This is a genomic window from Arthrobacter sp. ASL1 (assembly GCF_056680475.1).
Genome location: NZ_CM155284.1, coordinates 2,595,401 through 2,617,294 on the forward strand (window position 1 = coordinate 2,595,401; position 21,894 = coordinate 2,617,294).

Annotated in this window: 19 protein-coding genes; 15 read left to right on the top strand and 4 right to left on the bottom strand. The window is 69.5% G+C overall.

The window, feature by feature from the left end; genetic code table 11:
* Nucleotides 1–2 precede the first annotated feature (2 nt).
* Both AC1MEQ_RS12315 and AC1MEQ_RS12320 read left to right on the top strand, forming a co-directional pair.
* Complete coding sequence (locus tag AC1MEQ_RS12315) at nt 3–962, top strand: ABC transporter ATP-binding protein (RefSeq protein WP_479791087.1); 960 nt, start codon at nt 3–5, stop codon at nt 960–962.
* Entirely contained in the window at nt 959–1,798 is an 840-nt protein-coding gene (locus AC1MEQ_RS12320; protein ID WP_479791088.1) for an ABC transporter permease subunit, read from the top strand. Before AC1MEQ_RS12315 ends, AC1MEQ_RS12320 begins: the two co-directional genes overlap by 4 nt.
* 9 nt (nt 1,799–1,807) lie before the next feature.
* On the opposite strand, the gene AC1MEQ_RS12325 is transcribed toward AC1MEQ_RS12320, so the two are convergent.
* Together AC1MEQ_RS12325 and AC1MEQ_RS12330 are read right to left on the bottom strand one after the other, a co-directional pair.
* Nucleotides 1,808–2,446, bottom strand: coding sequence for a DUF805 domain-containing protein (locus tag AC1MEQ_RS12325; RefSeq protein ID WP_479791089.1), 639 nt, complete (start codon nt 2,444–2,446; stop codon nt 1,808–1,810).
* Between the two features lie 115 nt (nt 2,447–2,561).
* Nucleotides 2,562–3,776, bottom strand: coding sequence for a helix-turn-helix domain-containing protein (locus tag AC1MEQ_RS12330; protein WP_479791090.1), 1,215 nt, complete (start codon nt 3,774–3,776; stop codon nt 2,562–2,564).
* Nucleotides 3,777–3,926: 150 nt separating this feature from the next.
* On the opposite strand from AC1MEQ_RS12330, the gene AC1MEQ_RS12335 reads away from it, so the two are divergent.
* The 8 genes from AC1MEQ_RS12335 (at nt 3,927) to AC1MEQ_RS12370 (ending at nt 14,902) form a co-directional block, all read left to right on the top strand.
* Nucleotides 3,927–5,249, top strand: a complete 1,323-nt coding sequence (locus tag AC1MEQ_RS12335; RefSeq protein WP_479791091.1) for an MFS transporter — start codon at nt 3,927–3,929, stop codon at nt 5,247–5,249.
* 13 nt (nt 5,250–5,262) lie between these two features.
* Nucleotides 5,263–6,948, top strand: coding sequence for a thiamine pyrophosphate-dependent enzyme (locus AC1MEQ_RS12340; RefSeq protein ID WP_479791092.1), 1,686 nt, complete (start codon nt 5,263–5,265; stop codon nt 6,946–6,948).
* Entirely contained in the window at nt 6,945–8,654 is a 1,710-nt protein-coding gene (locus AC1MEQ_RS12345) for an amidohydrolase (protein WP_479791093.1), read from the top strand. Before AC1MEQ_RS12340 ends, AC1MEQ_RS12345 begins: the two co-directional genes overlap by 4 nt.
* Nucleotides 8,651–9,910: a M20 family metallo-hydrolase gene (locus AC1MEQ_RS12350; RefSeq protein WP_479791094.1), complete on the top strand. Its 1,260-nt coding sequence runs from the start codon at nt 8,651–8,653 to the stop codon at nt 9,908–9,910. Before AC1MEQ_RS12345 ends, AC1MEQ_RS12350 begins: the two co-directional genes overlap by 4 nt.
* A gap of 87 nt (nt 9,911–9,997) precedes the next feature.
* Nucleotides 9,998–10,978 carry an endonuclease domain-containing protein gene (locus tag AC1MEQ_RS12355; protein ID WP_479791095.1) on the top strand — a complete coding sequence of 327 codons (981 nt, stop codon included), beginning with the start codon at nt 9,998–10,000 and terminating at the stop codon, nt 10,976–10,978.
* A 192-nt stretch (nt 10,979–11,170) separates the two neighbouring features.
* Complete coding sequence (locus AC1MEQ_RS12360; RefSeq protein ID WP_479791096.1) at nt 11,171–12,619, top strand: GntP family permease; 1,449 nt, start codon at nt 11,171–11,173, stop codon at nt 12,617–12,619.
* A gap of 79 nt (nt 12,620–12,698) precedes the next feature.
* Nucleotides 12,699–13,949, top strand: a complete 1,251-nt coding sequence (locus tag AC1MEQ_RS12365; RefSeq protein ID WP_479791097.1) for a CaiB/BaiF CoA transferase family protein — start codon at nt 12,699–12,701, stop codon at nt 13,947–13,949.
* Complete coding sequence (locus AC1MEQ_RS12370; RefSeq protein ID WP_479791098.1) at nt 13,946–14,902, top strand: beta/alpha barrel domain-containing protein; 957 nt, start codon at nt 13,946–13,948, stop codon at nt 14,900–14,902. Before AC1MEQ_RS12365 ends, AC1MEQ_RS12370 begins: the two co-directional genes overlap by 4 nt.
* Nucleotides 14,903–14,945: 43 nt before the next feature.
* On the opposite strand, the gene AC1MEQ_RS12375 is transcribed toward AC1MEQ_RS12370, so the two are convergent.
* A complete protein-coding gene (locus AC1MEQ_RS12375) occupies nt 14,946–15,749 on the bottom strand; it encodes an IclR family transcriptional regulator (RefSeq protein ID WP_479791099.1) in 804 nt (267 codons plus the stop codon).
* Between the two features lie 84 nt (nt 15,750–15,833).
* Between AC1MEQ_RS12375 and AC1MEQ_RS12380 the strand changes: the two genes are divergently transcribed.
* Both AC1MEQ_RS12380 and AC1MEQ_RS12385 read left to right on the top strand, forming a co-directional pair.
* Nucleotides 15,834–16,289, top strand: coding sequence for a hypothetical protein (locus AC1MEQ_RS12380; RefSeq protein WP_479791100.1), 456 nt, complete (start codon nt 15,834–15,836; stop codon nt 16,287–16,289).
* 85 nt (nt 16,290–16,374) lie between these two features.
* A complete protein-coding gene (locus AC1MEQ_RS12385; protein ID WP_479791101.1) occupies nt 16,375–16,902 on the top strand; it encodes a flavin reductase family protein in 528 nt (175 codons plus the stop codon).
* A gap of 42 nt (nt 16,903–16,944) precedes the next feature.
* Here the strand turns inward: AC1MEQ_RS12385 and AC1MEQ_RS12390 are convergent, their stop codons facing one another.
* Nucleotides 16,945–18,708 carry a bifunctional metallophosphatase/5'-nucleotidase gene (locus AC1MEQ_RS12390; RefSeq protein WP_479791102.1) on the bottom strand — a complete coding sequence of 588 codons (1,764 nt, stop codon included), beginning with the start codon at nt 18,706–18,708 and terminating at the stop codon, nt 16,945–16,947.
* A 234-nt stretch (nt 18,709–18,942) separates the two neighbouring features.
* Here AC1MEQ_RS12390 and AC1MEQ_RS12395 point away from each other — a divergent pair, with 234 nt between their 5' ends.
* The 3 genes from AC1MEQ_RS12395 (at nt 18,943) to AC1MEQ_RS12405 (ending at nt 21,894) form a co-directional block, all read left to right on the top strand.
* A complete protein-coding gene (locus AC1MEQ_RS12395) occupies nt 18,943–19,362 on the top strand; it encodes a VOC family protein (protein WP_479791103.1) in 420 nt (139 codons plus the stop codon).
* A 62-nt stretch (nt 19,363–19,424) separates the two neighbouring features.
* Nucleotides 19,425–20,060, top strand: a complete 636-nt coding sequence (locus tag AC1MEQ_RS12400) for a TetR/AcrR family transcriptional regulator (RefSeq protein ID WP_479791104.1) — start codon at nt 19,425–19,427, stop codon at nt 20,058–20,060.
* A complete protein-coding gene (locus tag AC1MEQ_RS12405) occupies nt 20,047–21,894 on the top strand; it encodes an MDR family MFS transporter (RefSeq protein ID WP_479791105.1) in 1,848 nt (615 codons plus the stop codon). The genes AC1MEQ_RS12400 and AC1MEQ_RS12405 overlap by 14 nt, the downstream gene beginning before the upstream one ends.

Consider the following 21,894-nt stretch of genomic DNA (forward strand, 5'->3'; position numbering starts at 1 on the left):
TCATGGACAACGCCATCGAGGTCACGGGCCTGGCCAAGAGCTACGGTCCCCGCGAGGTCCTGCACGGCATCGACTTTGAGGTGCCCCGCGGCCAGGTCTTCGGCGTCATCGGGCCCAACGGTGCCGGCAAGACCACCGTTATGCGCTGCCTGCTCGACATCATCCGCCCCAGCGCCGGCCACCTCTCCATCCTGGGAACCGAGCCCCGCCGGGCCGGACCGGGCATCCGCCGCCGCATCGGCTACCTCCCCGGGGAGCTGGCCCTCGAGGGGCGCACCACCGGCCGCCGCCTGCTGGGCCACTTCGCGGACATCAGCGGCCCCATCGCCGCCGGCCGCATCGACGCGCTCGCCGAACGCCTGGGGGTCGACCTCGACCGCCAGGCCCGCCGCCTGTCGAAGGGCAACAAGCAGAAGCTCGGCATCATCCAGGCGTTCATGCACGACCCGGAACTGCTCGTCCTCGACGAACCCACCAGCGGCCTGGACCCGCTCATGCAGCAGGAGTTCCTCCGGCTGGTCCACGAGGCCCGCGACGCCGGCCAGACCGTCTTCCTCTCCTCGCACGTCATCAGCGAAATCCAGCAGGCGGCGGATACCGTGGCCATCCTGCGCGAGGGCCGCATCGCCACGATCTCCACCGTCGCCGCCCTACGCGAAACGGCGGTCAGCCGCCTGCGCGTGCAGACCCACCTCTCGCCCGAACGCACCGGCCAGCTCCTCGGCTCGCTTCTGGGCATCGCCAACCTGCGCCTGGAGACAGTGCACGACGCCGGTGGCTCGCCCGTGTGCCAGGCCTCGGCCGAGTGGGCGGGACCCGTGGCGGATCTTCTCGACGTGCTGCCGCGGCTGCACCCGGTCGACCTGGCGCTGGAGGAGCCGGACCTCGAGGAGGCCGTGCTGGCGCTCTACCGCGAACCCGGGACGGATGAACCGGCCCTGGCTGGAAGGAAGGCATCATGAGCACGACGGCGCTGCACCGCGGAGGCGCGGTCCACCCGGCTCGATTCCCCCTGCTGGGCAAATCCCTGCTGGACGCCCGCTTCTCCCTCGTCACCTGGGCGGTCGCGATGCTCGCGGTGATGTGCCTGTACCTGCCGCTCTTCCCCGCCATCGGCGGGAGCGACCAGATGCAGCAGATGATCAAGGCGCTGCCGGCCCAGCTGGTCAACGCCTTGAACTACGGCCAGATCGCCTCGGGGCCGGGATACACGCAGGCCACCGTATTCGGGCTGCTGGGGTTCCTGCTCATGACGATCATGGCCGTGTCGGCCGGGGCCGGGGCGATCGGCGGCGACGAGGAATCGGGACTGCTCGAGCTCACCATCGCCCACGGGGTGACCCGCACGCAGGTGGTGCTCGAACGCGCCGCAGCCATCGTCATCCGGGTGGCTGTGCTGCACGCCTTCATCCTGGTCGTGCTGCTGGTCCTCAAGGGGCCCTCGGAACTGGGTTTCGACGCGGCCCATGCCGCGGCCGGGGTGCTGATGTTCGCGCTGCTGGTCCTGCTCAATGGCTCGTTCGCCCTGCTCGGCGGTGCCATCGGCGGAAGAAAGGTCCATGGCGTCGCCGCCGGAGCCGGGGTTGCGGTGCTCGGCTACGCCTTCAATGCGTTGGGCAACCAGAACCCCGACCTTGAGTGGATGCACGCCGTCTCGCCGTACTACTGGGCCTACGGGCAATCACCGCTGCTTAACGGAGCGGATGCCCCGGCCGCGCTGTTGCTGCTCGGCGTCAGCGCGGCATGCATCGCGCTGGCCGTCGCGGCACTGCATCGCCGGGACATCCAGGGGGTGTAGCTGGGGTAGTTAGCCCTGGGTCGGGCCACCCGGCTGCCCGAAGTCCTGCTGCGCGCCCGGCTGCTGGTGACCCTGCGCGGCGTTCTGCCCGGCGAATCCGCTGGTCGGGGCGCCGGGGTAGCCGGCGGGAGCACCGAAGGAGTTGGCGTGTGCCGCCGCGCCACCGTCGGCGTCGTAGCGGGCGGCCTCGGGAACGGAGGGCATCACCGCCAGGACCAGGATGATCAGCCCGCCGATGCCGGGGACGAGGACGAGCAGGTACAGCAGGCCGCTGAAGTTGGCATCATGCAGGCGGCGAACCGTGATGGCGATGCTGGGGACCAGGACGGCCAGCCCGTAGAGGCTCAGAAGGCCCATCGGAGCCAGGAAACCCAAGCTCTGCGGCTCGCCGGTGACCGGGTCGATGCTTCCAATCATCATGATGGTGGCCACGATGTACAGCACGCCCAGGATGATGGCGTTGAAGAGCTGCACCCACCAATACTCGCTGCGGCTGGCGCGGCCGCTGAAGGTGGCGTACTTCTTGAAGAAGCGCTTGATGGCCTGGCCGAAGCTGGCACCGTACAGCGGCTGGCCCAGGGGGACCTCGCCGTTCGCGGTGGTGGACACCGGGGCGGATGCGTAGGGGCTGGGGTTTCCGTTGCTCAAAAGTTCCTCCATCAAAGTGACTGCTAGCGATCGCCCTCAGTCTCTCAGATGAAGGCGCTCATTGCGATGGGGAGAACTCCCCGTGACGTCCCCAGTCAGCGCCGGGTGCGGGACCTCAGGCCCAGGCGACCACCAGTCGGGCCGCCTGCGTCGGCACCGCCAGATCGATGCCCGTCAGCGTCGCGAACCGGCGCATCCGGTTCATCAGGGTGTTGCGGTGGCAGAACAGCCTGCTGGCTGCCGCTGACACGCTCCCTGTCTCCAAATAGGCACGCGCTGTTTCCGTCAGGCGTTCGCGCTCGACCTGGCCGCATTGTGCCAGGGCGGCCTCCACATCCGCGACGAGGCGGATGCCGTCCGTGCCCAGCCGGGAAGCGGCCAGCCGCGCCCAGGCGGTATGGAGCCGCAGTGCCGAGGCATCCGACGTCGTGGCCAGGTGGGCCAGCTCCAGGGCCAGCTCCCCGGCGTCGTGCAATCCGGCCAAACCGTGGACCTCCTCGACGAGTCCGCAGCGCAGGGCGGCGATGCGCCCGCCGGCATCATGCAGGGCTGAGCCCGGCCGTTCGTCCGTGGGCCAGAAGGCCAGCAGTGCGTCGGCGAAGGGGTGCGTGAAGACCTCGGCGCCGCGGCGTGCGGCCAGGGCGATGCTCACCCGCAAGGCTGCGGCGTCCTCCCCGGCGGCGACGGCAACGGACAGTGGGGCGTCCACCGCCAGGTCGAGCGCTGCGGCGGCGCGTTCGATGACGGATGGCGGCGCGGCGGTCTCGCCGAAGAGGGTGGCCACGAGTCCCTGCCGGACCGAGGAGGCCTCGGTCGCCATGCGCTGGCGTTCGGCCATGTAGGCACCCTGGGTCTGGCTGGCGTAGGCGTCGACCACATGCCAGACGCTGTTCGCCCGGGCGACGAGCAGCGGGGCGTCTGCGGCCGTGGAAAGGCCCATGAGCGCGTCCCAGAGGACCGAGAAATCGAGCCGGATGGCGGTCATGAGGGCTTCGACGGGGATCTCGGCGCGGGCGCGCGAGACGCCCACATCAGTGGCGATGCCGAGCTTGATGTCGCGCAGATCGTCCGGATCAGCAGGGGCGCCCGAGGGTGCGGCGGTGCGTAGGCTGCGGATCAGCGCCTCGAAGGACTGCTCGCCGGTGCGCCGTAGTTCGGCGGCCGGCAGCAGGGCGTCCTCGTAGTGGGGCAGCTGCAGGACGCGGGCCAGGAACTCGTCCGTCAGGCGCTCCACGCCCAGCCCATCGAGCAACTGGTTCCAGCGCGCGGAGTCGAGCTCCGCCGTCGTGCTGGTGCTTTCCACCGGGTGTGGAGAATTTTTCGAGTCCATTGCACCAGTTTATGTGCTTTTGCACACTTTGTGCCGGTAAACCCGTGTTAAACATCTCTTCGCGTGAGCGTCATCACACTGCGACACTGGAGGTGATCCCGGGCACGGCAATCTTGCCGTCCTGCCCCGAGCACCAGTGTGGAGGCACACATGACCCAGCCAACGAACCTCGAAGCGGGCGCGACCCACCAGGTCACCGACAAGGAGGCCACCAAGGTCGCCATCGGCGCCATGGTCGGCACCGCCATGGAGTGGTACGACTTCTTCCTCTTCAGCGCCGCGGCCGCGCTGATCTTCAACATCCACTACTTCGCCAACGAGAACGCAACGGCCGCGGCGATGGCCTCCTTCGCGACGTTCGGCGTCGGGCTGGTGGCCCGTCCGCTGGGCGGCATGTTCTTCGGCGCCATGGGCGACAAGATCGGCCGGCGCAAGACGCTGATGATCACCATCATCGGGATCGGCCTGATCACCGGGCTGATCGGCCTGCTGCCCGACTATGCCGCCATCGGCATCGCCGCCCCCATCCTGCTGGTCATCCTGCGCATCTTCCAGGGTCTGTTCGTGGGTGGGGAATGGTCCGGGGCCATGACGATCGTCGTCGAGAACGCCCCGCTGAAGCGCCGTGCGCGCTATGCCGCACTGCCGCAGATCGGTTCCCCGATCGGCACGATCCTCTCCTCGGGCGGCTTCTTCCTGGCGACGCTGTACTTCTCGCAGGACTCCTTCACCTCCTTCGGCTGGCGCATCCCGTTCCTCGCGGCGTTCCCGATGCTCCTGCTGGCCCTGTACATCCGGTCCCGGCTCGACGAGTCCCCGGTCTTCGCCGAACTGATGGAGGCCGGAGCGACCGAGAAGGCGCCGATCCGCACGGTGCTCAAGCAGAGTTGGAAGCACATCATCGTCGGCATGGCAGCGGCACTGCTCGGCGTGGGCGGCTTCTACCTGGTCACCGCGTTCATGGTCTATTACGGCACGAAGATCCTCGGTTACAGCGCCTCGCTGATGCTACTGGGGACGATCATCGCCGCTGTCGTGGAGATCCCGGTGTTGATCGCCGGCGGACGGCTCGGCGAGCGGTTCGGCGGCAGCAAGGTCATCATCTACGGCGGCCTGCTCTCAGCCGTCGTCGCCGTCCCCGCGTTCCTCATGGTCAGCAGCGGGAACGACGTCCTGATCATCGTCGGCATGGTCCTCGCCGTTGCTACCCTGTCCTTCCCGTACGCCGCATCCGGCACCGTGCTCACCGGGTTGTTCCCGGCCGCCACCCGCTACACCGGGGTCGGGTTCGCACAAAACGTGGCCGGCATGATCTCCGGGTTCGTCCCGTTGCTGGCCGTCGCCGTCACGGCCGCCGCAGACAAGCACTGGTGGCCCGCCGCCACCATCCTGATCGTCCTGTCTTTGTTCACCGCCGTCGCCGGCTACCTGGCACCGCGCATGAGCGTCGACCTGCCCGGCTTCAAGCACTAGAAGGGACCCCCGCATGAGCATGTCCGCCGGTCACCTGATCGTCCGCCAACTCGAAGCCCAGGGCGTGCAACGCGTCTATTCGCTGCCCGGGGAAAGCTTCCTGGACGTGCTGGACGGGCTGCACGATTCCCCCATCACCACCGTGGTCGCCCGCCACGAGGGAGGCGCGGGATTCATGGCCTTGGCGGAGGCCCGGCTGACCGGGACCCCCGGCATCGCCATGGTCACCCGCGGGCCCGGTGCGGCGAACGCGATGATCTCCGTGCACACCGCGTGGCAGGACGCCACGGCGCTGGTGCTGTTCGTGGGCCTCATCCCGGTGGCCGACCGGGGACGCGACTCCTTCCAGGAGTTCAGCCTGGACGGATGGTTCGGCACGACCGCCAAACGGGTGATCGTGCTCGACGATGAACACCGGGCCGCCGAGGTCGTGGCCGAGGCCATGCACGCCGCCGCCTCCGGCCGGCCCGGGCCCGTGGTGGTCGGACTGCCCGAGGACGTGCTGGTGCGCATGACCGAATCCCGGCCGGTGCCACCGCGCCCCGTCCCGGCGCCGGTGCCCGGCGCCGCGGCCGTCGAGGACCTGGCCGGACGGCTGGCCGCGGCCGAACGCCCTCTGGTGGTCGCCGGCGGTGACGGGTGGGGCGAGGCCGTGGGCGGCGTGAGCGCCGGTGCCGCGCTTGCCGCGTGGGCCGAAGCCGCACGGGTTCCGGTCGCCGCGGACTGGCGCGCCTACGACGCCATCCCGCACAACTCCGGTGCCTGGGCGGGCTACCTGGGCTACTACCGCTCCGACGCGCTGGCCGAGCGCATGGCCGCGGCCGACCTGCTGGTCTTCGTCGGCTGCGGACGCTCCGACGTGCCCTCCGACGGGTATACGCGCGGTCTCGAGACGAGCACCGTCGTCGTGCTTCCCGATCCGAATGCCGCCACCCACGCCGGGCGGATCGACCAGCAGATCGTGGCGACCCCGGCTTCGTTCGCCGCCGCACTGCCGGCCGCCGAGGCATCCTGCGGGACCCGCGACAGCAGTTGGATGCAGACCCTGGCCGGCGAACAGCTCCGATTCGCCACCCCCGTCGCCGAAAACCCGGCCACGGGCGTCGACCTCTCCGTGGCCTTCGGGCTGCTGGAGGAGAAGCTCCCGGCGGACCGCGTCGTCACCTATGGGGCGGGCAACGCGACCCTGTGGGGGCACCGCTATCTGACCCATGCCGGACCGGGCACGCTGGTGGGACCGCGCAATGGGGCCATGGGCGTCTCCGTCCCCGCCGTCGTCGCCGCGTCGCTGGTGCACCCCGACCGGGTGGCCGTGGCGGTCTGCGGCGACGGCGACTTCCTGATGAACGGGCAGGAGCTCGCCGTGGCCGTGGCCCACGGTGTGGCGCCGCTGGTCGTCGTCGTGGACAACGGCGTCTTCGCCACGATCGTCCAGCACCAGGAGAAGCACTATCCGGGCCGCCCCTCCGGCACGTCGATGGCCAACCCCGCGTTCGCCGCGCTCATCGAGACCTTCGGTGGGCATGGCGAGGACGTGAACGCCACCGACGACGTGGCCGCCGCGATCGACCGGGCGCTGCAGGCCGTCACGGCCCGCAAGGTCCCGGCCCTGCTGCACCTGCGCATCGACCCGGCCACCATGCCGCCGTCCACCGCGATGCCGACCTCCGCTGCTCCGTTCCCGGAGGCCACTGCGTGAACCTGGACCTGATCCTGCGCGGCGCCGAGATTGTCACGCTGGAAGACGACCGGCCCCGCGCGCACAGCATCGGCATCCTGCACGGGCACATCGCCGGGTTCGACGCGGAGCTGGACGGCTGTACCGCCACCACCGAGATCGACCTGGCCGGCGCCACGATCGTGCCCGGGTTCATCGACGCCCACTGCCACACCACCTGGTGGGGGCTCGGGCTGGAGTCGGTGGATCTGCAGCACGCCCACGGCCTCGCCGATCTCTACGCCCTGCTGGAGGCCGAGGCCGCCCGGCTCGACGCCCTCGGGGATGCTGGCGCGTGGCTGCACGGGACCGGGTTCAACCACGAACACCACGGTGGGACCTTCCCCGACATCGCCCGGCTCGATGCGATCACCGGCGACCGGCCGCTCTACCTGCGCCACGTCTCCGGCCACCAGGCGATCACGAACACCGCCACGCTCGCCCTGGCCGGGGCCCTCGAGCCGGGGTTCGAGGATCCCGTGGGCGGCGCCGTCCTCCGCGACGGGCACGGGCAACCCACCGGCGTCGTGGAGGAAGCCGCCCAGGGCATCGTCCAATCGCTGCTGTTGCCGTATTCCCGCGACGCGATCGTCGACGCGCTCGACGCCGCCACGACCCGCTACGCCGCCGAGGGCATCACCAGCTTCACGGAAGCCGGCATCGCCGCCGGCTGGATCGGCCACAGCCCCCTGGAGGTCGACGCGTACCAGCACGCCCGGCGCACCGGCCGCCTGCACGCCCGCGCGCAGCTGATGCCGACCCTCGATGCCCTGCACCCCGTCACCGGCCACGCCGAGGACCTGCATGGGTCCACCGGCCGCGGGCTGGACCTGGGCCTGGGGGCCGGGTTCGGCGACGACTGGATCTCGCTCGGCCCGGTGAAGGTGTTCATGGACGGCTCGCTGCTCGGGGCCACGGCAGCCGTCACCGAGGACTTCTGCGGCCACCCGCACAACCACGGCTACCTGCTCGACGATCCCGCCACCTACCGCGCACGGGTCGCTGCCGCCTACCGCGCCGGCTGGCCGATCGCCCTGCACGCCATCGGCGACGCCGCGATCGACCTCGCCCTGGAGATCGTCATCGGCTGCCAGGACGCGTACGGACCCAACCCGCTGCCCAACCGGATCGAGCACTTCGGCATCGCCCGGCCCGACCAGGTCGCCCTCGCCGCGGCCCACGGCATCGCCGTCACCCCGCAGGCGGCCTTCATCGGCCCACTGGGCGACCAGATGGCCGACCTCGTCGGCCCCGACCGCGAGGGCTGGCTCTACCGCGGCCGTTCCATCGTCGACGCCGGCGGGATGCTCGCCGGCTCCTCCGACCTGCCGGTTTCAGACAACAACGTCCGCCGCGGCCTGCAGGCCTGGGTCGACCGGCGAACCTCCACGGGCCATGTCCTCGGCGGCGTGCACGACGACGGTGCCCCCACCGAAGGCCTGACCCCCGAGGAGGCGCTGCGCGCCTACACCTGCTGGGCCGCCGCCGCGACCGGCACCCTGGCGGACAAGGGGACCCTGCGTGCCGGGAAGCTCGCGGACCTGGTGGTCCTGTCCGGATCGCCACTGGACGCCCCCGACATCGGCGCCCTCGACGTGCTGGCCACGATCGTCGGCGGCCGCTTCACCCACAACGCCCTCGACGGCAACACCACCGAACCCGCCACCCCGAATGGAGCCGCAGCATGAGCACCACCGCCACTTCGTCCACCGACCGCTCCGCGGCGGCCCACGCTTTCCTTGCCGACTTCCGCTCGATGAGCACGTTCGGCGCCACCGCCGGCGGGGGAGTGGACCGCCAGGCCGGCACCGCGGCCGACGGGCAGACCCGCAACTGGTTCCGCGGGCTCGTCGAGGGCCACGGCTTCGAGGTCCGGTATGACGAGGTGGGTAACCAGTTCGCGCTGCTCGAACTCGTTCCCGGCGCCCCCTATGTGGCCATGGGGTCGCATCTGGATTCGCAACCGTTGGGCGGCCGCTTCGATGGTGCCTACGGCGTGCTGACGGCCGCCCACGCGGCCATCCGGCTGAAGGAGGCCGCCAGCGGGGCGAGGTTCAACATTGCCGTCATCAACTGGTTCAACGAGGAGGGCTGCCGGTTCAAGCCCTCGATGATGGGCAGTTCGGTGTTCACCGGCAAGCTTCCGGCCGACCAGGTGCTTGAGACCACCGACCCGCACGGCACCACGGTGCGCGAGGCGCTGGAGTCAATCGGCACCATCGGTGACTTCAGCCTCGACGTCGCCGCCTACCTGGAGATCCACATCGAGCAGGGCCGCTCGCTGGAGGATGACGGGTTGACGATCGGCCTGGTCGAATCGACGTGGGGTGCCAACAAGTACGAGTTCGTCGTCCACGGTGAACAGGCCCACACGGGGGCCACGGTCATCGCCGACCGGCGCGACGCGCTGCTCGGCGCCTCCCTGCTGGTGGCCGCCGCCCGCGACATCGCCGACGAGTTCTCCACTGAAGAGCATGCGGTCATCACCTCCTGCGGGGAATTCACCGTCTTCCCCAACTCGCCGGTGGTCGTCGCCAGCCGGGTCAACCTGCTGGTGGACCTGCGCAGCACCGACCCGGACGTGCTGGCGTCAGCCGACGCCGAACTGCACCGCCGGGTTGCCGCCATCGAGGAGCGGGCCAGCGTGCAGATCGAACGCGGCGCCGAGCACGTCTGGGCCGCCAAGGCCTACGACGCCTCCGGCATGGAACTCGCCGCCGCCTCCGCCGCGAAGCTGGGGTTGCCCTACGGCACCGTCCGCACCCTGGCCGGGCACGATTCGACCAACATGAAGGACATCGTGCCCACGATCATGCTCTTCGTGCCCAGCGTCGAGGGCATCTCCCACAACGAGAAGGAGCTGACCAGCGATGAGGACATGCTCGCCGGCGTCAACCTCTTCACCGATCTGCTCGGCCGTGTAGTGCGGGGCGAATTCGTCTAGTCTGCGGTCTGGCCCGGGCGGCCGTGGTGCCGGGCCGGGCTGTGGAAAACCCCGGCGGCCGCGCCTCGTCCGGGGCATCATGGAAACATGTCCCGGGCCGCACCGCTTCCACAGCACCTGCGGAACCGTGTCTTCACCGTGTTCCAGGCGCGCGAAGCCGGTCTCTCCCGGAGCAGGCTGCGGTGTGCGGACATCGACGGCATCGCCAGGGGACTGTACGCACACGGCGGGCAGCCCAGCGTTGCCGCCGTTGTGGCCGGGCTATCCCTGCTGCACCGCGGCATATGGGCCTCGCATGGAACTGCCGCCGGACTGCTCGGACTCCATCTGCCCTGGCGTGTGGCGAGGAATGCGAAGATCCAGCTTACCCGGGCGCGGGCACTGCCACCACTGACCATCGACGGGGTCATCGTCCACCGCGCCCTCTTGCTGCCCGGAGAGGCCAGGCGGTTCCCGGTGCCCGAAGACGGGCCGCCGCACTCCGACGTACCGGTCTCCTCCAGGGAGCGGGCCTGGCTTGAGCTGGCCGGCGAACTCGATCTGCGGGGCCTGGTGGCGATCGGGGACCAGCTGGTGCGCCAGCCGCGGCCGCGGTTCGAGGGCAGGACCCGTCCATGGTCGACGCCGGGTCGGCTCGCGGCCCTGCTGGCGGCCCATCCCGGATTCCGCGGTGTCGTCCGGGCGCGCGAGGCGCTGGTGATGGTGCGCATTGGCGCGGACTCGCCCGCCGAGACGCGGCTGCGTCTGGCGCTCGTCGCGGCTGGCCTGCCCGACCCCGAACTCCAGCTCAAGCTTGACCCGGCGGTCCCGTCCTCACCCACAGCCGACCTGGGCTACCGGCGGGCGCGGATTGCCGTGCAATACGACGGCGACCACCATCGAAGCAGGGATCAACTGGCCTCCGACAACCGGAGGGATCTGGCGTTCACCCTGGCCGGGTGGACCTACCTGAAATTCGACTGGACGGATGACCGGGACGGATTCCGCCGCGCCGTGGGGCTGGTGGGCCGATCGCTGGCGCAGGCAGGGCGAAGCGGGCAGGCCGCAATCGACCCCGGCCCGGTCTGACCGCATCGACGTCCGGGTTGTGCAGGTCCGCCGCCGCGGCACCCCGCCGCAACCCGGACGCCGACCGCTGCAAACCCCGAACGGGACAAGAAACTTTGCGCTACATCTTGCATTATGAGTAAGAAACCATAATATGGGTTAGGCGATGTGGTTTCCATCACAGCGTCAAGACACCAACCCGAAGGGCCCCCCATGTCAGATGTCGCCATCCTGATCAACACCGCAGTGGCCGTGATCGCCACCGTCGTGCTGATCGTGCGCTTCAAGGTCAACCCCGTCATCTCCCTGGTCGTCGGCGCGGCCTACCTTGGCCTCGCGGTCGGATTGGGCGTGAAGAAGACCGTCGAGACCATCTCCACCGGCTTCGGCGACATCATGATGGAGGTCGGCCTGCTCATCGCCTTCGGCGTCCTCATGGGCTCGATCCTCAACGAAACCGGCGCCATCCGCCGCCTCGTCGAACACCTGCTAAAGACGTTCGGCCCCAGCCGCCTGCCCTATACCATGGGCCTGGCCTGCGCGACAGTGCTGCAGTCGATCTTCCTCGACGTCCTGCTCGTCATCTCCGCTCCGCTGGCCCGCCGCCTCGCCCCGAAGATCGGCCGTCTCGGCACCGCCCGCATGGCCACCGCGATGGCCATCTCGCTCGAATGCGGCATCGTGTTCATGGTCCCCGGCGTCGGCGCCCTGGCCCTGGCCGGGCTGCTCAGCGTCCCGTTGGGCAAGATGCTGCTCTTCGGCCTGCTCATCGTCGTCCCCACGGTCATCATCGCGATCGCCATCATGACCTTCCTCTTCCGCCGTGGCCTGTGGAAGGAAGAATCGGACGAGAACCACGAGCTCTTCGATGCCGAGGAGGAGGAGCACGACGTCGATGCGCCCGTGGCTCCGGGCGCCCCCTTCCGCACCAATAAGACGGGCGGCGGCCAGCCGGCCGGCGCCTCCTCCGCCGGTTCCCGGGGCTCGACCGTCGCCGTCGCGGAGCGCACGCGGCAGGAAGCCCCGCTGATCCTGCTCTTCGCGCCGCTGCTGCTGTCCCTGCTCCTCATCGCTGCCGGCGCGATCCTGGAGATTTCCAAGATCCAGATCGCCCCCGTGCAGTTCGTCGGCGAGCCCATCATCGCGCTGCTCATCGGCCTGGTCGGCACCTGCATCGTCGGTCGCTACACCGTGGGACAAAAGCGGGTCGAGGTCGGCATTTCCGCAGGCTTCCGGGAATCCGGGCAGATCCTGCTGCTGACCGGTGTCGGTGGATCGCTCGCGGCAGCCGTCACCGCCGCCGGGGTTGGTGACATCCTCGGTGGCTTCTTCACCGCCAGCCCCGTCGCGCCGCTGGTCGTCGTCTGGGTCATCGCCGCCGTCCTGCACATCGCGGTCGGCTCCGTGACGCTCTCGGCCATCACCGCTGCCGGCCTGCTGGCCCCCATCGCTCCCGCGCTGGGTCTGGACCCGGTCCTCATCGCCCTGGCCGCCGGTGCCGGATCCCTGTTCATGGTCCACGTGACCTCCAATACCTTCTGGCTGCTGCAAGCGCTGCTCGGCCAGACCACCCGCGGCGCCCTGAAATCCGTGACCCTCGGCGTCTCCGTCGCCTCGGTCGTGGCCCTGGGCCTGGTGAGCGTGCTGAGCTTGTTCATCTGACGCGATCCGCCCCGGACCACCGACACCGCCGAACCATCCGAGCCCGCAACAACAGGGGCCGGTAGCAAAGGAAGAACCAATGAGCGAGAACACCACGGCCCCGCTGGCCGGAGTCCGCGTCCTGGAATTGGGCAACTACATCGCCGCCCCGACCGCCGGACGACTGCTGGCCGACTTCGGCGCCGAGGTCATCAAGGTCGAACGCCCCGGAACCGGCGACGAGCTGCGCAACTGGCGCCTGGCCAAGGGCACCACGTCGATGCTCTACCGCACGCTGAACCGGAACAAGAAGTCGGTGGTGCTGGACCTGCGCTCCGACGCCGGGCGCGCCGCGGTCCTCGAACTCGTCCGCACCTCCGACATCCTGCTGGAGAACTTCCGCCCCGGCACCCTGGAGAAATGGGGGCTCGGCCCCGAGGTCCTCAACGAAGCCAACCCCGACCTGATCATCACGCGGATCTCCGCCTTCGGCCAGACCGGTCCGCTGTCCGAGCGCCCGGGGTTCGCAGCGGTCGCCGAGGCGTACAGCGGCTTCCGCAACCTCGTCGGCGACCCGGACCGCGCCCCGGTCCGCGTCGGCGTGTCCATCGGCGACTCGATCGCAGGCCTCTACGCCGCCTTCGGCTCAGTCATGAGCCTGTTCCAGCGCGAAACCCGGCGCGGGGCGGGCCAGCCCGGGACCGCGCTGGGTGAGCGCATCATCGACGTGGCGCTGAACGAGGCGATGTTCTCGATGATGGAATCCCTCGTCCCGGACTACGAGGCCTACGGGCAGAAGCGCGAACGCACCGGCGGGCGCATGGAGGGCATCGCCCCCTCCAACGCCTACGTCTGTGCAGATGGGGCCAGCATCGTCGTCGCCGGCAACGGGGACTCGATCTTCCAGCGCTACATGGAGACCATCGGCCGCCCCGACCTCGGCGCCGACCCCGGCCTCGGCTCCAACGCCGGGCGCTGGGCCCGGCGCGAGGAACTCGACGCGGCCATCGGCGAGTGGACCGCGCGCCACGACGCCGCCACCGCCCTGGACCTGCTCGACGGCGCTGGAGTCCCCGCCGGGCCGATCTACACGGCGGCCGACATCGTCGCCGACGAGCAGTACGCGGCACGGAACATGGTCCAGAAGTTCGACGTCTCCACCGGCGAGGAAATGCTGCACGACGTCGGCTTCCCTGGCATCGTCCCGGTCATCGGCGCCGCGTCGCTGCCGGTGCGCCACCTGGGCCCGGACCTGGGCGAACATAACGACGAGGTGCTCGGCGGACTGCTGGGCCTGGACGCGGACGCCATGGCGGCGGCCGCCGGAGCAACGAAGGTGGACCACGCATGAACGCGACAACCAGCACCACCCAGGGCACGACGGCGGTGCGCAGCGCCGGATTGCGCGATGTCACCTTGCGCGACGGCCTGCAGCTCACGGGCAAGAACCTTTCCACGGCGGACAAGGTCGCCACCGTGCGCCGGCTGCTGGAACTCGGGGTCCCGGAGATCGAACTGGGGTCCATGGCCCGCGCCGATCTGGTCCCCACCATGGCCAACACCCTCGAGGTCGTGGCCGAACTGACCGCCGAGGAGCTGGAACACTGCTGGATCTGGGTGGCCACCCCCGGCCACGTGGCCAAGGCCGCGGCAGCCGGAGTGCGGAACTTCCAGTACTGCCTCTCGGCCTCCGACGCCCACAACCAGGCCAACATCGGGCGCAGCACCGACGCGAGCCTCGAGGCGCTCCCGCAGGCCGTTGAATACGCGCAGGGCGTGGACGGACGCATCCAGCTGTGCATCGCCACGTCGTTCACCTGCCCCTTCGAGGGCCAGGTCCCCATCGAGCGCGTGCTCGCCATCGCCAACGACCCCCGTGCCGAGGGCACCTGCGACATCGTCATCTGCGACACCCTGGGCCAGGCCCACCCGGCGCAGGTCAGTGAACTGGTCTCCCGGGTGCGCGACGAGACCCCTGACCGGCGCATCGTCTACCACGGGCACGACACCTGGGGCCTGGGCGTCGCGAACACGCTGGCGGCCATCGACGCCGGCGCGGACCTGGTCGACGGCGCGCTCGGCGGCCTGGGCGGCTGCCCCTTCGCGCCCGGTGCCAGCGGGAACACGGCCAGCGAGGACATCCTCTTCGCGACGCGCCCGGAGTGGCTGACGCCCGACGCGTTCGCCGGGATCGTCGAGCTCGGCGAGCAGGTCCTCGGGGACCTGGGGGAGTCGAGCCGGTCGAAGGCCGCGCAGGGGGCGAGGTCCAAGGCCGAGGCCTTCGAGTGGGTCATCGGCGGCTGAGCAAGCCTGCCATCTCCGAAGAGGGGTGGTCCGGGGACCCGGGTCAGGCGGGGGCGCCCGGTTCCCCGGGGAAGCGCCCCCCGACCATGCGCGTCATCCGCTCGGCGGCCTGCAGCAGGGGTTCGACCCACCCCCGGCAGACCTCTTCGGACATCCGGAACGTCGGGCCGCTGATCGTCACGGCCCCCAGCACGGCGGCAGAGGCGTCGAAGACCGGCGCGGACAAGCCCGAGGCCCCGGACTCGCGCTCGCCGGTGGTGATGGCGAACCCGTCGGTGCGGGTCTGGCGGACCGCCTGCTGCAGCGCCTCGGACTCGGTGATCGTGAAGTCGGTGATCGATTCCAGCGGATTGCGCAGCAGCGACGCCAGCAGGTCCGGATCCCAGGCCAGCAGCACACGGCTGGCGGAACCGGCGTGCAGGGGCAGGATCTTGCCCACGTGCATCTCGCGGCGCAGCGCGTGCCGTGTCTCGGCCATCGCCACGCAGACCCGGTGGTTCTGCTCGGCGGTGAAGAAACAGGCGGTTTCTCCGACGGTGTCGCGCAGATCCGCCAACAGCGGCGCGACGACGTCGAGCATCGCCTTGCCGCGGGTGGCCGGCGCGGCCCAGTAGGCCATCTTCAACCCGATCCGGTAGGCGTCCCCTTCGCGGTCCAGGAAGCCCTGGCCGGCCAGGTTCGCAACGAGTCGCTGGACGGTGGACATCGGCAGGTCGGTGGCCTCCCGGATGTCCCCCAGGGTGAGCACCGGCCGGGTGAGGGAGAACGCATCGAGGATGGCGGTGATCTTCCCGAGCACCAGGAGGGTGTTGCCGGTGGTCTTCGGGACGGCGGGGGCGGCTGACATGGGACTTACGCTATGCGCAAGGCCCGATCCCGTCCAACCCCCAACGCGTGCGCCCCGGCCATCCCGGGTCCATAAACTGGAAGCGTGAACAGAACGGCAACCCCATTGCTCATCATCGGCGCCCTGGGCATCCTGGCCGGTGGCTTCCTTTCGGCCGTCAGCGCCTCCGCACCCAGCTACCTCGCCTCCTGGGCCGTGGCCTACCTGGTCCTCGTCGTCGGATTCGCCCAGCTGCTGCTGGGCATCGGCCAGGACCAACTGGCCGTCCGCCGCCCCTCGACCGGCCTGGTGGCCGCCGAGGCGCTGGCCTTCAACCTGGCCCATGCCGCGATCCTGATCGGCTCGCTGACGTCGGCGGTGGTGGTGCTCACCTGGATCGGAGCGGCCCTGATTGTGGTGGCCATGGCGCTGTTCATCTGGGCGGCCCGGGGCAGCGGAGGCCGGCACCGGTGGTTGCTGTACCTGTTCCGGGCGATGATCGCCATCCTGCTGGTCTCGGCGCCGATCGGCATCGTGCTGGCGCACTCGCGCATGGGCTGAGCGCCGGGGGTGGTGCCCAGCGCGCGGCGGACCTACGGTGGAGGGCAACGACACATCTGGCGGGAGGGCATCGGTGGACCGAATCGTGGGTGCCCGAGTGGCGCGGGGGGCGCGAGGCCGTGCCGATTTGGCGGATGCGTTCCGCGAGGCCTTCGCCGCGCATCCGGCGGGAGTCGCGGTGATCACCGCCGCTGGCCCGCGCGGTCCTGTGGGCCTGACGGCGTCCTCGGTGATCTCCGTGGCCGTGGCACCGCCGGTGCTGGCCTTCTCGTTGTCCTCGTCCCACGGATCCGTCGGCGCGCTGCTCGCCTCCAGCCAACTGGCCGTCCACCTGCTGACGGCAGCCGACGAGGAACTGGCCCGTCGCTTCAGTGCCGCGGGAGTCGACCGTTTTGGTCCCGGCATCGAGTGGAGCGCGGCGCCGACCGGCGAGCCATTGCTCGCCACGCAAGGTCCCATCCTGCGCTGCCGGGTCCTCTCACGTACCCCGGTGGCTGGGTCGACGCTGGTGGCCGCCCAGGTCACCGACCTTCTTGCCCCGGGCACGACGGCGGTGCCCCCGGAGGCGCCACTGGTGCACTACCTCCGGGGATACCACCGCATCGAGGGTTAGGCCGACGTCGCACCGGGGAGGATCCCCGGTGCGACGAGCGGGCTACTGGGCGATCGCGCGTCCAAGCGGAGCGGGAGCAACGACCTCGTGTGCCTCGAAGTAGTTGATCGCTGCGACCAGGTCGCTCTGGCCCGTATCCGCGGCGTTCGTGCCCTCGGCAAGCGTGGTGAAGTTGTCCCCGCCGGCCGCAAGGAACGAGTTCATCGCGACCTTGAACACGTCGGAATCGGCGATCGGCTGGCCGTTGAACGACATCGAGGTGATGTGCGATCCGCGTGCAGCGTTCTCGGAGTAGGTGTAGCTCAGGCCCTGGGAGATGCCCAGATGCAGCTTCGGGCGGCTGGAGCCGTCCGGCTGCCACTGTTCCTCCAGGACCGCCTTGAGTTGCGCACCGGTCAGGTCCTCGGTCCACAGGGTGTTGCCGAACGGCTGCACGCTGGCCACGTCCTTGTAGGTCACGGTGCCATCGGTTCCGTAGAGCAGGTCCGCCCGCAGGCCACCCGGGTTCATCAGCGCGATCTGCGCCGGTTCACCACCGAAGTCCTCATTGGAGGTGGCCCACAGCTGCATGTCCGCCACGAGGTTGCCCAGCGAGGACTCCACGCCGCGATCGGAACCCGGCTCGGCCCCGCCACGCAGGATGTCGGCGCTGATCTTGCCGATCGGCTGGGCGCCGACGACCTCCGCCTGCTCGGCGGCCTGGGTGACGATGCTGGCCACCCGCGGGTCCGCGGGGAACGCGGGAACCGTGGCACCGGCGTCGTCCGTGGTGGTGAGCTGCACGAGGGAGCCCGTCAGCGCGACCGGCTGTTTGGTCCGGCGGTCCACGGTAATCTGCACGCGGTCCAGCGTGGTCCCGTATTCGTGGGCCTGGACGACCGGGCGCTTCATGTCCTTCGGCCAGCCCTTCACCGGGAACGAGCAGGCATAGCCCTGGTGCGTGTGCCCGGAGTAGATGGCGTCGATGTTGGCCGAGGCCCCGCGAACCAGATCGCCGTAGGCGGTATCCTCCGTGGCGATGGCCGAGCAGTCGGTTCCGGCGGAACCGTCATGGGCCAGCAGGACGACGACGTCCGCCTCGCCGTTGGACTTCTTGCCGTCGGAGAGCTGGCCGGCGACGCGGTTGGCGGCCTCGAGCTGGTTGCCGAAATCGAGCTGGCTGATGCCGGCCGGGGTGACCAGCGATTCGGTCTGCTCGGTGACGACGCCGACAAATCCGACGGTGACGCCCTGGACCTTGCGCAGGGCGTATTCCTTCAGGGCGGGCTTCTGGGTGCCCTGGTAGTAGACATTGGCACCCAGGGCGTAGTCCGCCCCGCGCTGCGCGCTGCCATTGCCATAGCGGGGGATGACCCGGTTCACCAGATCATCGAACCCGCGGTCGAATTCATGGTTGCCCACTGCCGAAACGTCCAACCCCCCGGTCCGGAGCGCATCGATCGTGGGGGTGTCCTGCTGGGAAAAGGAGGTGAAGGTGGACGCGCCGATGTTGTCCCCGGCCGAGACGAACAGCGTGTTGTCCTTCTTCTTCCCGGTCAGTTCGTCGACCGCGCCAGCCAGCACCGCCGCGCCGGCGGAGGTTCCGTTGGCTTCCAGCCGCCCGTGGAAGTCGTTGATGCCCAGCAACTGGATGGTGCTGGTGTGCGGCTGGTGGTGCCCCCCACCGTCGGACTTTCCCTGCGGTGCGGCCGCTGGTGCGGCCGCTGGTGCGGCCGCCTGGGCGGGGGCCGCCAGTGGTGTGGCAGCCAGCGCCAGGCCCGCCGCGACGAGCGCGGCGCGTTGGAATGGATGGTTTCGTGGGTTCATGTCATGACTCCCGGGTGCGATGAGTGATATGCCGCACATTCATGGCGCGGCACATCGGTGATCCTACCCAGCCCCGAGGTGGTGTCAATGGCCGGCAGGTGTCCGACGGGCTGCCGTTCCGTGAATGCGCGTCCTCCCGTGGGCCACCTCTTCCCTGGCGCCGAAATCGGGCGAAGAATGGCCAGATGACGACGACCAGTCGAGCCGCCGCGAGCCGATCCGGAGGAACCCGCCATGGGCGTCCAGCTCAATCCGTATATCCCCTTCAGGGGAGAGGCACGATCCGCGCTGGAGTTCTACCACCGCGTCTTCGGCGGCGAGCTGGAATTCTCGACCTTCGGGGAGTTCTCCTTTGACGCGGCCAACGATCCGGCGGAGCAGGACCTCATCATGCACGGCCTGCTCCGGGGTGCCAACGGGTTGGTCCTGATGGCGGCGGACACCCCTGCGTCGATGGAGCATGTGGCGCCGGCCGGCATCTCCCTGTCCCTCAGTGGTGATGACGAGGCGGCGCTACGTGGCTATTGGGAGGCGTTGGCCGAGGATGGCACCATCGTCGAAGACCTGGCGCAGGCACCTTGGGGCGCCCGCTTCGGCATGTTGACCGACCGCTACGGCCTCGACTGGATGGTGAACATCACCCCGACGCCGTGATGTGGCCTATCCGACATGCGTTGCAGTTGTGCAAACTTTGCACGAGTGCATAAACTGTACCCATGCAAGAAGTCCCCATATCCCAACGCGAGCGCAATCGCCTCGACACCTGGAACGCGGTCCACGACGCCGCGGCCGCCATGGCGCTGGAAGACGGCCCGGTCGCCGTGACCATCGAGGCCATCGTGACGCGGGCCGGGGTCTCGAAGCGGACGTTCTTCAACTACTTCCCGACGAAGGAAGACGCCATTCTGGGTACCCGCGCGCCGTGTGTCCCGGAGGAACTCCTGGAGCAGTTCCGCACCAGCGAAGCGGACCTGCTGACCCGGATCGTCCGGATCCTCACCGGCGTCATGCGGACCAGCCTGGGCCGGGGGGCGTCCTACCAGATGCGCCGCGAGATCGTCACGCGGTACCCCGAATTGCGCGGCCGGGTCATGCAGCACATCAACGATGCCGAGAAGCTCGTCGACGAGATCCTCCGCGAGCGCATGCAGGCCGAGGAGGCAGAGGACGAGCTCGGCCGGCTGCCGGCCGGCGAGGAGTCCGCCCGGGCCCTGCTCATGCTCGCCGGGACGATCACCCGCTACGCCTACAGTTCCGATCCCGAGGGAACCGTCGCCGACATCGACGGACACATCGACTCAGCAGTCACCATCTTCCGAGAGGTTATGAACTCCACCCATGACAACGACTAAACCCACGCGGTCCAAGCCGGTACACGGCAGCAAGAGCCACATCCTGCTGCTCTTCGCCGCCCTGATGGTCACGATGCTCATGGCGTCGCTGAACCAGACCGTGCTGTCCGCTGCGTTGCCGACCATGGTCGGGGAGCTCAACGGCGTCGAGCACATGGCCTGGATCATCACCGCCTTCATCCTGGCCTCCACGGTGATGATGCCCGTCTACGGCAAGTTGGGCGACCTCTTCGGCCGCAAGCCGTTGCTGATCTTCGCGATCGTGGTGTTCATGTGCGGCTCCGTCTTCGGTGCACTGTCCGACACCATGAACCTGGTCATCATCGCCCGGGTCATCCAGGGCCTGGGCGGCGGCGGTTTGATGATCCTCTCGCAGGCCATCATCGCCGATGTCATCCCCGCCCGTGAGCGCGGCAAGTACATGGGCATCATGGGCGGGGTCTTCGCCGTCTCCTCCGTGGCCGGCCCGCTGTTGGGCGGCTGGTTGACCGAGGGCCCGGGCTGGCGGTGGGCGTTCTGGCTGAACCTGCCGCTGGGCCTGGTGGCCGTTCTCGCCACCATCTTCCTGCTGCACGTCCCGAAGACCACCAACTCGACCCGCCCGAAGATCGACGTGATGGGCATGGCCCTGCTCGCCCTGGCCACCACCTCGCTGGTGCTGGCCGGAACCTGGGGCGGCAACACCTACGCCTGGGATTCGCCCACCATCCTGGGCCTCTTCGCGGCCGCCGTCGTTGCCGCAGCCCTGTTCGTCCTGGTTGAATCGAAGGTCTCCGAACCGGTCATGCCGCTGATGTTGTTCAGGAACCGGAACTTCGTCCTGACGACCTTCTCCGGCCTGATGATCGGCATCGCGATGTTCGGCGCGATCGGCTACATGCCGACCTACCTGCAGATGGTCACCGGCTACGGTCCCACCGAGGCCGGGCTGCTGATGATCCCCATGATGGGCTGCCTGCTGATCACCTCGGTCATCGTCGGCCGCCGGGTCTCCGCGTCGGGGCGCTACAAGATCGTCATGATCGCCGGCACGCTGGTCCTGGGCCTCGGGCTGTTCCTGCTTTCCACGATCCACGCCGATTCGCCGGTCTACCTGATCTGCGTGTTCCTCGGTGTGATGGGTCTCGGCCTGGGCATGTGCATGCAGATGCTCACGCTCGTGGCCCAGAACTCCTTCCCGCTGCGCTACGTCGGCACCGCGACCGCCGGGCAGAACTACTTCCGCCAGGTCGGCGCAACCCTGGGTTCCGCCGTCGTCGGCTCGCTCTTCGCCAGCAGACTGACGGACCTGCTGAAGGACAAGCTGCCCACCGGTGCCGGCTCCTCGGGTGCCCCGCAGGCCAACTCCCTGACCCCGGAACTGGTCACCTCGCTGCCGGATCCGATCCGCAACATCATCGTCAGCTCCTACAACGAGGCCCTGGTGCCGCTCTTCCTCTGGATGGTCCCGCTGGCCATTGCCGCGGCGATCGCCCTGTCCTTCATGACGGAGAAGGCGCTGGCCACCAAGATCGAGCGCGACATCCCCTCGGAGTCGCTGGCGACCGGCCAGGTCGGCCAGGTCGAGGGCGACTCCACCGGCAGGACGGCTGGCACTCACCGGGTGCAGGCGGACGACGCCGATGCCTCCTCGGTGGTCCCCTCACCGGTGGACACGCAGCAGGAGACAGCGCGTGAAAAGGTAGGCGTCTCCGCCGCGGGCTCCGGCCGGGAGCGCGGCCAGGTCCCCTCCATGGATCCGGTCCCCGCCCGCGACGCCGTGACGGACCCCGAGCCGTCCGGCAAGGGGCAGCACCGGCGTGGAGTGCACCGGGACTCCGGACCGGCCGAATAG